At 57.2% G+C, this 12,293-nt stretch carries 10 protein-coding genes; 4 read left to right on the plus strand and 6 right to left on the minus strand.

What is annotated here, in order from left to right; translation table 11 throughout:
• Positions 1 to 248: 248 nt before the first annotated feature.
• The 6 genes from BDW16_RS21155 to BDW16_RS21160 all read right to left on the minus strand — a co-directional run bounded on the left by BDW16_RS21155 (position 249) and on the right by BDW16_RS21160 (position 5,302).
• On the minus strand, positions 249 to 641 hold the full coding sequence (locus tag BDW16_RS21155) for a hypothetical protein (RefSeq protein ID WP_125958785.1): 393 nt from the start codon (positions 639 to 641) through the stop codon (positions 249 to 251).
• Positions 638 to 1,834 carry a type IV secretory system conjugative DNA transfer family protein gene (locus tag BDW16_RS17445; protein ID WP_164519397.1) on the minus strand — a complete coding sequence of 399 codons (1,197 nt, stop codon included), beginning with the start codon at positions 1,832 to 1,834 and terminating at the stop codon, positions 638 to 640. Before BDW16_RS17445 ends, BDW16_RS21155 begins: the two co-directional genes overlap by 4 nt.
• Positions 1,835 to 1,961: 127 nt before the next feature.
• Entirely contained in the window at positions 1,962 to 2,792 is an 831-nt protein-coding gene (gene istB / locus BDW16_RS17450) for an IS21-like element helper ATPase IstB (protein WP_174532086.1), read from the minus strand.
• The gene (istA, locus tag BDW16_RS17455) at positions 2,789 to 4,288 is read right to left on the minus strand and encodes an IS21 family transposase (protein ID WP_066582067.1); all 1,500 of its coding nucleotides are present in this window, start codon (positions 4,286 to 4,288) and stop codon (positions 2,789 to 2,791) included. Before istA ends, istB begins: the two co-directional genes overlap by 4 nt.
• Before the next feature lie 44 nt (positions 4,289 to 4,332).
• A complete protein-coding gene (locus tag BDW16_RS17460) occupies positions 4,333 to 4,563 on the minus strand; it encodes a hypothetical protein (RefSeq protein WP_157926358.1) in 231 nt (76 codons plus the stop codon).
• Positions 4,564 to 4,636: 73 nt separating this feature from the next.
• Complete coding sequence (locus BDW16_RS21160) at positions 4,637 to 5,302, minus strand: hypothetical protein (RefSeq protein ID WP_125958814.1); 666 nt, start codon at positions 5,300 to 5,302, stop codon at positions 4,637 to 4,639.
• Positions 5,303 to 5,880: 578 nt separating this feature from the next.
• Here BDW16_RS21160 and BDW16_RS17470 point away from each other — a divergent pair.
• The 4 genes from BDW16_RS17470 (at position 5,881) to BDW16_RS17480 (ending at position 12,274) form a co-directional block, all read left to right on the plus strand.
• Positions 5,881 to 8,625, plus strand: coding sequence for a class I SAM-dependent DNA methyltransferase (locus BDW16_RS17470; protein WP_066574929.1), 2,745 nt, complete (start codon positions 5,881 to 5,883; stop codon positions 8,623 to 8,625).
• Positions 8,618 to 9,007, plus strand: a complete 390-nt coding sequence (locus BDW16_RS21165; protein ID WP_125958813.1) for a hypothetical protein — start codon at positions 8,618 to 8,620, stop codon at positions 9,005 to 9,007. Before BDW16_RS17470 ends, BDW16_RS21165 begins: the two co-directional genes overlap by 8 nt.
• Positions 9,008 to 9,117: 110 nt before the next feature.
• A complete protein-coding gene (locus BDW16_RS17475; protein WP_428842857.1) occupies positions 9,118 to 11,085 on the plus strand; it encodes a DEAD/DEAH box helicase in 1,968 nt (655 codons plus the stop codon).
• Positions 11,078 to 12,274, plus strand: a complete 1,197-nt coding sequence (locus BDW16_RS17480; RefSeq protein ID WP_066574925.1) for a GIY-YIG nuclease family protein — start codon at positions 11,078 to 11,080, stop codon at positions 12,272 to 12,274. Before BDW16_RS17475 ends, BDW16_RS17480 begins: the two co-directional genes overlap by 8 nt.
• The last annotated feature ends 19 nt before the right edge of the window (positions 12,275 to 12,293 follow it).

Raw genomic sequence — 12,293 nt, forward strand, 5'->3', positions numbered from 1 at the left:
CCGCTAAAGCGGCGTTCGATTGAGCTATGGAAGAGTTTGATCTATCAATTCACTCTGTGGACATTGGGAAAAAGTCTCCCATGCTCTCTACTAATTTTAGTGGATAGCGGGGCTTTGGAGACAACGCTTCCGAACCGCCGCGTAGGGCATGGCGTTTTCGGATTTGCCAGTGGCAAAGATACGCACAATCCCCACTTACAGAGTAGCATATTTTATTACAAAATATCAACAAAACGCGCAGTTTTTGATTACCGACCGAGATCGCCTTTCTTGGATTCCAGCGTTTCACCCGCAAGCAACTTCTGCGCTGCGTTATTGATACCCGCAATCCGCGCAACGTGATTGCGTCTCACCATATGCTCTGCCGCTCGCATGAGGTGCGCTTTACGATCATCGGTCGCGCCGGGAGGCCGCAAGGACATTCGCTCGCCGTCGCGGGCGAGAAGTTCGCCATATTGGCGATTGGTCCATTGCTCATGGTTCTCGCGAAACTCAAATTCCGCCCGAGCCGTGGTCCGGTCTGCCCATGAGGTAATCTCCGCCGCTCTCTCAGGCGAGACGGCGCGAGCCGAAGAACGCTCCGCACTTGCAGATGCGAATGATGGCGAAATGGTACGAGATGCGGAGCCTTCGGCGCTCATAGGACGATACCTTTATGGAGAGTGCGAACATCGCGGAGCTGATCCTTCCACGGATCGACATCATCGAAATGAACACGCTCGCAGACGAGCAGATGGGACAGGCCCGCAACGCGGATAATCTGCAACCCCGCCCCGATGCCGCGAATATCCTCACTTTGAAGAACCGCCCTGCGGGCTTCGCCGAGATTGGCTCCGGCAGATTCAACCGTGCCGCCGCTGCGGTTGACGCCGTACATGAGAACGGTGCGGTTCCCGCTCCATTTCTCAATGTCGCCCATGAGGTCCGGGTCTTCCACGGCGCTTGTGTTGAAGATGGCGGCCATATCCTCAAATTCCTTCACAGCTTCGCGCGACCACCGCTCTTCGAGCGAGTAGCGGCCCTGTGAAAATATCCAGAGCTGGAGCCCCTTGCCCCGATACAGTCGGAGGGTTTTTGTGATCGATGGCGATGGCGGCAGCATAGGAAATTCGTCGAGCAGGAACGTCGTCTGCACAGGGCCGACTTCCCGCGCGACCGTCTCGATGATGTTGCTGACAATCAGGCTGATCCACGGGGCAGCAACGGCCAGCTTCTCGCTGGGAGCCATGACATACACCGTGGTCGGCTCATGCTTGAGAATCTTGAAATCGAAATCGTGCGCGGAGGTCGCGCTATCGAGCGACTTCCCCGGCTCGAAAGGATTGAGGGCTTCGATGCAATCGGATTTGTACGCCTCAAACTGCTTTGGCGCATCCTTGGCGGTTGTTCGCAACGCCTCTGCCTTGCCTTCCAGCCCCGGCAGGCCGCATGTCGCCATCATGGCGAAGCCAATTTCCATTTCGTCCTGAGACGAGTTCACGAAGCGCCACAGGCCGCTCAACGTGCAAAGCTCCGGCTCGAAGAGCGCCAGATATTCCATACGCACGGCGAGCATCCGCCGAGCGCCTTTGCCCACCCAATCGTCTTTATTCTTAGCCGCCGATGGGACGAGAATATGCGCGATCTCGTCGGCCTCCGTGTCGATTTGCTCGCCACGGCGCACGATGTCGATGAGGGTTTGAAGCGGATTGATCCGGGTATTCAAAAGCCCAAGCAGTTTGAACGGATTGAGATAGATGCAACGCTGACCCAGCGTATGAGAGCGATGCTCGAATGACGCGAAGCAGTTTTCACCGTCCTTCACGTCGATCACGATCAGGCTGCGATCACGCACATGTGTCAACGGCGGTCGGATTTCAGGCCAGCATGGCGGAGTAAAAGCAGGCCATTGAGGATGAACGCGGACTATATGCAAAGGGCCCCGATCGGGGCCCTTTGCATATTTGCCGTTTTGCGGCGGGTCAGTCGGCGGGGGTGGCCTGGTTTTGCTCCGCCCTGGCAGCGCGGCGACGGTGGGCGGATTGCTTCAGGCGGTAGCTGTCGCCGTTCATGGTCAGGATGCTGACGTGGTGAGTGAGCCTGTCGAGCAGCGCTCCGGTGAGCCGCTCGGACCCGAGGACCTGCGTCCAGTCCTCGAACGGCAGGTTGGAGGTGACGATGGTCGATCCGCGCTCGTAACGCTGTGAGAAGGTCTCGAACAACAGTTCCGCGCCCGTGGGGGAGAGCGGAACGTAGCCCAGTTCATCGACGATCAGCAGCTTCACGGCGGCAAGCTCGCGTTGCATCTTGAGCAGCCGCTTTTCGTCGCGGGCTTCCAGCAACTGGTTCACCAGCGCTGCGGCGGTGGTGAACGCGACCGTGAAGCCCTTCTGGCAGGCGGCCAGTCCCAGGGCGAGCGCGGCGTGCGTTTTGCCCGTGCCACTGTTGCCAAGCGCGATGATGTTTTCCCGGCGCAAGATGTACTCGCAGCGTGCCAGTTCCAGCACGAGCATCTTGTTGAGGCTGGGGATGGCCGTGAAGTCGAAGGTATCGAGGCTCTTCACCGCCGGGAACCGGGCAGCACGGATCCGGCGCTCGACCGTGCGGCGCTCCCGGTCGATCAGCTCCAGTTCGATGAGACGCAGCAGGTAGCGGGTGTGATCAACGCCATCGCGCGCACATTCCCGGGCCAGCTTCTCATACTCGCGCAGGACCGTGGGCAGCTTGAGCTGCTTGAGGTGATGCGCCAGCAGAACCTGCGGCGTGCCCGCCGTCGTACCGGGCGGCATCTTGTCGTCCGCCGCCCGGCTCATGCCGCCAGCTCCGGCAGGAGAGCGGCGTAGTCGGCGGCGCGCGTCGTCTTCACCTCCATCCTGGGCAGGTGCGGATAGGCGGTTAGATCGAGCCGGGCAGGCCGACGCTCGATGCGCGCAAGCGCGATCTGCTTGATCGCATCGAAGCCGATCGCACCGATATGGATCGCCTCGTTCACCGCGAAGGTGACCACCTCCATCGGGAGCGCTTCCAGAAGGCGCAGCACCTGGATGAACTCGCGCTTGCCCTTGTTGCCCATCCGCGCCTCCAGAAGATGGCGCAGATGCTGGAACACCTCGGGCAGATCCCAGCCCTGAAGTGCGGCGGCCTGGTCAAGGGCTCCAGGCTTGCTCTCGATCAGCGCCAGGTAATGCAGTGGGTTCGCCACGAACATGGCTTCGCCATAGCAGCGCGGATGGCGGGCGATCTCCTCGCCGCCGCACAAGATGACGACCTGATCGACGAAGCCCTTCACCACCACGTCCTGGAAGCCGTAGCGGGTCGGAACCGAGTAGTCGTTGGTCCGGTAGCGCACCAGCGCGGTCGAGGAGACGCGCGCAGCCCTGGTTTCACACGGCTCGAACGTCCCGACCGGCACAGGACACATTGCCGCGAGATCGGCCACGAGCCGTTCGCCGATCGTCTGGCTGTGCCGCCCAGCCCGCTCTTCCTGCCGGGCGCGGCAGCGGCGTTCCAGTTCGGCATTGAAGGCATCGTAGCTCGCCGCGTGCGGGATCGGCACCATGAAGTGCGTTCGGGCGTGCTTCACCAGCCCTTCGACTTTCCCCTTGTCGTTGCCCTTGCCGGGGCGACCGAAGCGATCCGTGAACAGGTAATGGCTGACCAGACCGGTAAACGCACGGGTGCGCTCGCGCTTACCGTCGCCGCAAATCTTCGCGACCGCGATCGTGGTATTATCGTACAGGATCGAGCGCGGCACAGCGCCGAAGAAAGCGAACGCCGACACGTGCCCGTCGAGAAACGCCTCGGTCGTCTCCGCCGGATAGGCCTTCACGAAGCAGGCGTCCGATTGTGGCAGGTCCATGCAGAAGAAATGCACCTTCTGCCGGACGCCGCCGATCACGCCCACCGCCTCGCCAAAATCCACCTGCGCGTGGCCCGGTGGATGCGCCAGCGGTACGAACGTCTCGCGGCCGCGCGCCCGGCATTGCCGGACATAATCCTTCACCACCGTGTAGCCGCCACCGTAGCCATGCTCGTCGCGCAGGCGCTCGAAAATCCGCTTGGCCGTGTGCCGCTGCTTCATCGGCGCCGTCCGGTCTTCCGCCAGGATCCGGTCGATCACCGGCAACAACGATCCCAGCTTCGGCTTCGCCACGGGCTTCGTGCGCGTGTAGCCCGGCGGCAGCGAAAACCGGCACATCTTCGAAATCGTTTCACGGCTCAGGCCGAACACTTTCGCCGCTTCCCGTTGGCTGTTCCCTTCCACGAACACAAAACGACGAACCGCTGCGTAGACCTCCACGGCAAACATCCCTGGCCGCTCCAAAAGGAGCAACCTTATCCAATGGCCGGCTTTTACACCGCCGCGCTCAGCAAATCACCGGCGCTCCAGTGGCCTGGTTTGTCACCGCCCTGCACAGCGGCGGCCCCGAAAAGAAAAATCGAGGTGGTCTTCACGATGCTCGGGACGACAAAGCGGCGGCGTGCGACCGGCTGCTCTCTTCGGTCGGGCCGCCTTGGATTGCGGTTGTCCGAGACGCTTTCGCTCTCCGCATCCGTCGGTTCGTAATCGATAACGTAAGGCATGGTTGTCTCCATTCTGTGGTTGGAGACGAGCAATTGAACCATGGCGAGAGCGGCTTTGGGAAAAAGATGAGATTCAGGGACGTCGGTATTGCTCCGGCGGGCGAGGCTGAATTTTACCGGCCGCCAGCCGACGCAGCCTCCGCTGAACGGCCAGCCAGAACAGCCATCCCCTCAAACCGCTTGAAGCAGCTTCAAGCCGCGCCCGATGTTTACCGATCCACGATCCAACGCGCAGGAATTCGCGGTGATCGGAAATGTGGCTAAGCATATTGGCTGCGCCGACCAGCAGATAATTTTGGTGCAGCCAAGACCGCTGATCAAGCGGGACCGATGGTCCGACATATTCCTTGGGCGGATCAAGAGCGAGAGCAAAGGCTATCAGCCTCAATCGGTCGAGCACCTTAGCCTGTGGCTTCTGCTTCCACGGTTTTTCCGCAACCTTGAGGAAATTGGTAATCCATCGGAATGTGTCCTCGTTGCCGAAAGCCAGATCGATCCCATCAGGACTTAGCGCGAATTTTTTTCCGAGAGGATTGAGGATTCGATCTCGATGTAGGAAGAGCGTGTCGGCAATCCAGTTCGGCACTTCACGCCGTGAACGTGGAACGCGTCCTAGACCAGTCGCCATCAATGAGAGTACGCCCGGATCGGATAGCGTCTCGTCGTTGTAAACGTAATATGGTGGCGACAGGAGACCGGGCAATCCGGCCACATACCAATCATCGTTCGTTTCGGACATCGTAGCGCTCTCAGTTAAGAGCTGATCCTATCAGGCAGGCGCTGATCGTTGGGAAAAAGTCAGGAAGCAAGCCGGGCTTACGCTGACCGCAAGATGTGCGTGGTAGTACCACGCCTATCTTGGCAAGGGAGACGCTGCGCTCTCCCGTTGCATCCCTCTGGCCTGCGGCGCTCCACAGGCATCGAGCCTGCTGCGCACCGATGGGGAGCCTTTCGGCGCTCCCCAAACCCCATCGACCAAAGGGCGTGCCTGCCCCTTTGGAACCCAGCCGCTTCCAGCGCGGCAAGGGAGCGTTCCTGCTCCCGTTGACCCATGACCGACCCTACGCGGATTGGATGCTCGGCAGGGGCTTGAAAATTTGCTTCTCCACCCTGCACCCGAACCATGCAGCAAGTGGTATCCGTTGCATCAAACGCATTTTTGAACGGGCCGCCCCCTGTGGATAGGTGGCGCTCCGGCCTACCTTTCAGATGACATCCGAGGGCGGTCGGCTTAGTCATTATGCGGGGCAACACAGCGAGTCATCGCTGCCATCCGAAGGAGGCTCCGCATTTGACGTAACAGGACCATGAGAACGCATGAACGCAGTCGAAATTGAAGAAGCCGTAACCGCTCTGGCGGCTGCCCCCTTCGACCGCGACGAGTTCCCGTTCGCGTTCCTGCAAGCGTTCGGGAACAAGGAAACGACGCTTAGGAAGCTCCGCTCGGGCACGTCAAACAAGTCCGATATTGGGGGCGTCCTCCAGACCAGCAACATCCATATTGCGATCGCCGACGCTGGCGATGTGACCACCAAGCTGGATGCGCTACGGGCCAGCCCTGCCACGACGCGGGCTAAAGCCAAGTTCATTCTGGCGACGGATGGCGAGGCGTTCGAGGCGGAAGATTTGCTATCCGGCGAAACCGTTGCCTGCCCGTTCGCCGAGTTCCCAGACCATTTCGGCTTCTTCCTGCCGCTTGCCGGGATCACCACCGTCAAGCAGGTGCGCGAAAGCTCGTTCGACATCCGCGCCACAGGCCGTCTCAACAAGCTCTACGTCGAACTGCTGAAGGACAACCCCGATTGGGGCACTGCCGAGCGCCGCCCGGACATGAACCATTTTCTGGCTCGACTGATTTTCTGCTTCTTCGCGGAGGACACCGACATATTCCACCGCAGCCATCCTTTCACCGGCACCGTGGAGAAAATGAGCGACCGGGACTCGTCCAACACCCATGAGGTGATCGGCGAGATTTTCCGAGCGATGAATACCGCGATCACGGATCGTACCTCGTCGGCGCTGCCCCGATGGGCCGATGGCTTTCCCTATGTAAACGGCGGGCTATTTTCTGGCAGTGTGGACGTGCCGCGTTTCAGCAAGATCGCACGGACATACCTGCTCCATATCGGAAATCTCGACTGGAAAAAGATCAACCCTGACATTTTTGGATCGATGATTCAGGCAGTCGCCGATGACGAGGAGCGCGGCGCGCTGGGGATGCACTACACGTCCGTCCCCAACATCCTGAAAGTGCTGAACCCGCTCTTTTTGGACGACCTGCGCGAGCATCTAGCCGAAGCCGACGACAATCCCCGTAAGCTCCTCAATCTCCGTAGCCGCATGGCCCGCATCCGGGTTTTCGATCCGGCTTGCGGTAGCGGCAATTTCCTTGTGATCGCCTACAAGGAAATGCGGGCAATCGAAGCCATCATCAACGAACGGCGCGGCGAGAAAGAGCGAAAATCGGATATTCCGCTGACGAACTTCCGAGGCATCGAGCTTCGCGACTTCCCCGCCGAGATCGCCCGATTGGCTCTTATCATCGCCGAATATCAATGTGATGTCCTCTATCGTGGGCAGCAACTCGCCTTGAACGAGTTTTTGCCCCTTGATGCTGAGAATTGGATCACATGTGGCAATGCCCTCGGGCTGGATTGGATGGGCGTATGCCCACCAACGGGAACAGGTGTGAAGCTTGTTGGCGATGACCTTTTTCAGACTCCACTCAATCAGTCAGAGATAGACTTCCAGAATGAAGGTGGAGAGACTTATATTTGCGGCAATCCACCGTATGTCGGCACCAAGTATCAGGACGCATTTCAGAAAAGTGAGATCGCAAAAGTATTTCAAGACGAAAAAATCAATTTTGGGAACGTCGATTATATTGGATGTTGGTTCCTGATAGCGGCCAAAGCGATCCAAAAATATCAGGATGGTGCCTTTGCATTTGTAAGTACGTCTAGTCTTTTCCAAGGTGAACAGGCGGAGATAGTGCTGCACATACTTAAAAAGTATGGGATTACTATCAGTTGGGCGCAGGCAAGCTTTCCATGGTCAAATAATGCGGCAAATAATGCAGGAGTTATTTGCTGCATTGTTGGGTGCGACAAGGCTTCAAAAGCGGGAGAGCGCTATCTCTATGAGAACGGTTCAAAAAGGGAAGTTAAGAATATCGGTCCGTACCTCGTTCCAATGCCTGATATAGTTGTATCAAAGACTTCCTCTCCAATATCACTTCTTACTCCCATGAACTATGGCAGTATGTCCAACGATGACGGTCATTTCACCATCAATGAAGATGACTATCAGAGTCTCAGAGACAGCAAAAATAACCCCCAGAGCCTGATCAAAATTACCTATGGAGGCGCAGAGTTCATCAAGGGCATCGTTCGTAGATCGCTATACATAGCAAACGATAGCGACCTACCCAAAGATCAACGTGCGATTTTTGAGCCTATCTTCGAACGTGTACGGGCGTATCGCTCAAACAGCGCTCGCGCGGCTACTAAGAAACTGAGTGATGCGCCAATGCTCTTTGCCGAACGAAGGCATGTTGAGAAGCCAAAAATATTCGTGCCTCAAGTTCTCTCTGAAAGGCGGGAGTACATCACTGCGGGATTGCTTCCCGAAAGCGCGCTTGTCATTGCGCCACACATGCAGATTATTGACGGCGGAATTCACGAGTTCGCGCTACTGAGTAGCAAAATGCATCATGTGTGGGTGTCTACTGTGTGCGGGCGCTTGAAGAACGATATTCGCTATTCAAGTTTGCTTGGCTGGAACACCTTTCCTGTTCCCCTCCTCACGGAGAAAAACATTAGCGACCTTCAACGGTCGGGAGCAAATATACTAACTGCTCGTGAAAGCCACTTCCCGATGACAATATCGGAACTGTACGACCCCAGCAAAATGCCAGACAACCTCAGAGAGTCTCATGACCATAACGATGAGATTTTGGAACGCATTTATGTGGGTAGAAGATTTAGAAACAATACGGAGCGACTTGAGCATCTGTTGGAACTCTATGCGAATAGAGGAAAAGTGAGGCATGTAAATGGATAATGGAAAAATCAAGGAGGAAGGCGAACTTTTTGATACAATCGTCGTTCCCGCTCATAACAAGGGATTTAACGATGTTTTCATCGGCGAAGCCAAGTGGCCAAACCTCAAAATTGATAAAATAAAAAAAGGTCGGGTGAAATATATAGCTGTATATCAAACCAAGCCTATTTCAGCTATTACTCATTACGCTGAGGTATCAAAATTTGTTCCGCTCGAGAAGAACGGAAGATATGACGTTCTGTTGAAAAATAGTGTGGTTAAAATAGAAGCAGTTCCTTTCACTCACGAGGATGTCTGCGCTATTCAGGGGCCGAGATACACAACTTTAAACAGAATTCTGACGGCCAAACATCTGGATCGTGCCTTTCCGACTTTCGGTTAACGAGCACTTAGAGGAATTTGATGGAAGAAAATGCATTAGTCCCTTCGGTATCGATTTCATACTCACGCAGCGGGGCCTCCACCGCTGCGAATGCCTATGGAATGAGGCCGATGCAAGAACGCGCTTACGAGAAGCGCGGTGAGCAATATCTTCTAATCAAATCTCCCCCGGCGTCGGGCAAAAGCCGCGCGCTCATGTTCGTCGCACTAGACAAGCTGGCAAACCAAGGCGTTCGCCAAGCCATCATCGTCGTGCCGGAAAAAAGCATCGGCTCAAGCTTTGCCGACGAGCCACTGACCAAGTTCGGCTTCTGGGCGGACTGGACCGTTACCCCGAAATGGAATCTCTGCAACGCTCCCGGCGAAGACGGGGGCAAGGTCAATAGCGTTGGCGCGTTCCTCGAAAGCGATGACAAGGTGCTGGTCTGCACCCATGCCACTTTCCGCTTCGCTGTGGAGCGGTTCGGCGTGGAGTCGTTCGACAATCGCCTGATCGCGGTAGACGAGTTCCACCACGTTTCCGCCAACCCGGATAATGTGCTGGGCAAGCAGCTTGGCGAGTTCATCGCCCGCGACAAGGTGCATATCCTCGCCATGACGGGCAGCTATTTCCGGGGCGATGCCGAAGCCGTCCTTGCGCCGCAGGATGAGGCCAATTTCGATACCGTCACCTACACCTATTACGAGCAGTTAAACGGCTACGAGTTTTTGAAATCGCTCGACATCGGCTATTTTTTCTACTCCGGCGCTTACTCCGACGACATCCTCGCCGTGCTGGACCCAGCCGAAAAAACGATCATTCACATCCCCAACGTCAATTCGCGAGAAAGCACCGGGCAAAAGATCAAGGAGGTTGAACACATCATCGAGGAGCTTGGTGAATGGCAGGGCATCGACCCGGCCACCGGCTTCCAGTTGGTGAAAACGGCGGAAGGCCGCGTTCTTCGCATCGCCGATCTTGTGGACGACGACGCGGCCAAGCGGGATCGTGTTTCCGCTGCGCTCAAAGATCCCGCGCAGAAGAACAATCGCGATCATGTGGACATTATCATCGCGCTTGGCATGGCGAAGGAAGGATTCGACTGGATTTGGTGCGAACACGCCCTCACGGTTGGATATCGTTCCAGCCTCACCGAGATCGTGCAGATCATCGGTCGCGCCACCCGCGACGCACCGGGAAAGACCCGCGCTCGTTTCACCAATTTGATCGCAGAACCGGACGCGGCAGAATCCGCTGTGACAGAAGCCGTCAACGATACCTTGAAGGCTATCGCCGCCAGCCTGCTCATGGAACAGGTGCTAGCGCCCCGCTTCGAGTTCAAGCCGAAGAATCCGACAAACGAGGCCACGCCCGGCTTCAATTATGGCGAAGGCGGTTATCAGGCCGACAAATGCAATGTCGGCTTTAACGAGGAGCGCGGCACTTTCCAGATAGAGATCAAGGGGCTTGCCGAACCCAAAACGCCAGAAGCTGCTCGCATATGCCGCGAGGATTTGAATGAGGTGATTGCCAGCTTCGTGCAGGACAAACCGAGCATCGAACGTGGCCTGTTCGATGAGGAGCTTGTTCCCGAGGAACTGACCCAGCTTCGCTTGGGCAAAATCATTAAGGACAAATATCCTGAACTCGACGAGGAGGATCGGGAGGCCGTGCGTCAGCACGCTATCGCTGCCCTCAATCTCACTCAGCAGGCAAAGAAGATCGCCCTTGGCGATGACGGTTCCGGTGACGGTCCGGGCGTCAACACCGCGCTGATCGACGGCGTTCGCAAATTCGCGATGGACGTGCGTGAACTAGACATTGACCTGATCGACCGCATCAATCCATTTCAGGAAGCCTATGCCATCCTCGCCAAAACCATGAGCGAGGACAGCCTGAAACAAGTCGCCGCTGCCATATCTGCGCGGCGCACTAGCCTGACCCCGGATGAAGCCAAGCAGCTTGCCGTCCGTGCGGTCCAGTTCAAGAAGGAACGCGGACGGCTCCCCTCCATCAGTTCAACCGACGCATGGGAAAAGCGCATGGCCGAAGGTGCCGCTGCGTTTGTGCGCTACAAGGATGAGGGCCGTTATGAGTGACCTTGACCTTGATGAACTGCGGGATGAACTGTCCGATTTCGCCCAGCCAGAAAAGAAAGTTGGGCGCGGCCCACGCGAAGAACGCATCATCGCGGGGTTCGAGGAAATTCAGCGTTTCACCGATGAACATGGGCGCGCTCCGCAACACGGCGAGGATCGCGATATATTTGAACGGCTTTATGCCGTGCGGCTGGACCGACTTCGTGCGCTGGAAGAATGCCGGTCGCTTCTCGCACCGCTCGACCGTCAGGGACTTTTGACCGGCGCAGAAATTGCCGCGCCTGTTTCCGCCGATGACATGGACACCGACGCGCTCATGGCCGAGCTTGCCGGGGCGGCTGGCGATTCCGTAATCACTGACCTCCTCCATGTCCGATCAACTGCCGAAAAGCGCGCCGCCGAAGAAATCGCGAACCGGGAAACTTGCCCGGACTTTGATCGCTTCAAACCGCTGTTCGAGCAAGTGCGGATCGACCTTGATTCCGGCGTTCGCATTACCCGACAATTTGTAAAGGACGCCGGATTCCTGAAAGCGGACATCACCGAGGGTCAGTTTTTCATCCTTGGCGGCCAAGTCGCCTATGTCGCGGAAGTTGGTGAAACCTTCCGCGCGCCTAACGGTGAAACTGACGCTCGCTTGCGAGTAATCTACTCCAACGGGACGGAAAGCAATCTGCTACTCCGCTCGCTGCAGCGGGCACTCTATAAGGATGAGGCCGGACGGCGAATTACCGAGCCGACCGCTGGCCCACTGTTCACGGACGAAAACGACGACGAGGATATTGCCAGCGGGACCATCTATGTCCTTCGCAGCAAGGCTGACCATCCGCTTGTCGCTGCCAATCGCGACGTGCTGCACAAGATCGGCGTGACAGGCGGCGATGTTGCCAAACGAGTTGCCAACGCGAAGCTGGACCCGACCTTTCTCATGGCGGACGTGGAGGTCGTTGCCACCTATACGCTTTACAACATCAACCGCGTGAGGCTCGAAAACCTGATCCACCGCATCTTCGCGCCCGCGCAACTGAACATCGAGATAAAGGATCGCTTCGGCAATCCGATAGTGCCGCGCGAGTGGTTCCTTGTGCCGCGCTTTGTCGTGGACGATGCCGTGGAGCGGATCAAGGACGGCACAATTACTGATCTCATTTATGATCCAGCGGCGGCGCGGCTGGTTCGACGCGCGTGATCTAGGTCGGGAGGTAAAT

Origin of the sequence: Sphingomonas koreensis (assembly GCF_002797435.1) — a bacterium.
In the GTDB taxonomy this organism is placed as follows: domain Bacteria; phylum Pseudomonadota; class Alphaproteobacteria; order Sphingomonadales; family Sphingomonadaceae; genus Sphingomonas; species Sphingomonas koreensis.

What these genes read in the sequence shown, in the direction of transcription:
- BDW16_RS21160 (WP_125958814.1), bottom strand. Translation starts at nt 5,302, where the DNA reads ATGTCCGAAACGAACGATGATTGGTATGTGGCCGGATTGCCCGGTCTC.
- BDW16_RS17480 (WP_066574925.1), top strand. Translation starts at nt 11,078, where the DNA reads ATGAGTGACCTTGACCTTGATGAACTGCGGGATGAACTGTCCGATTTC.
- BDW16_RS17475 (WP_428842857.1), top strand. Translation starts at nt 9,118, where the DNA reads ATGCAAGAACGCGCTTACGAGAAGCGCGGTGAGCAATATCTTCTAATC.
- BDW16_RS21165 (WP_125958813.1), top strand. Translation starts at nt 8,618, where the DNA reads ATGGATAATGGAAAAATCAAGGAGGAAGGCGAACTTTTTGATACAATC.
- BDW16_RS17470 (WP_066574929.1), top strand. Translation starts at nt 5,881, where the DNA reads ATGAACGCAGTCGAAATTGAAGAAGCCGTAACCGCTCTGGCGGCTGCC.
- istA (WP_066582067.1), bottom strand. Translation starts at nt 4,288, where the DNA reads ATGTTTGCCGTGGAGGTCTACGCAGCGGTTCGTCGTTTTGTGTTCGTG.
- istB (WP_174532086.1), bottom strand. Translation starts at nt 2,792, where the DNA reads ATGAGCCGGGCGGCGGACGACAAGATGCCGCCCGGTACGACGGCGGGC.
- BDW16_RS21155 (WP_125958785.1), bottom strand. Translation starts at nt 641, where the DNA reads ATGAGCGCCGAAGGCTCCGCATCTCGTACCATTTCGCCATCATTCGCA.
- BDW16_RS17460 (WP_157926358.1), bottom strand. Translation starts at nt 4,563, where the DNA reads ATGCCTTACGTTATCGATTACGAACCGACGGATGCGGAGAGCGAAAGC.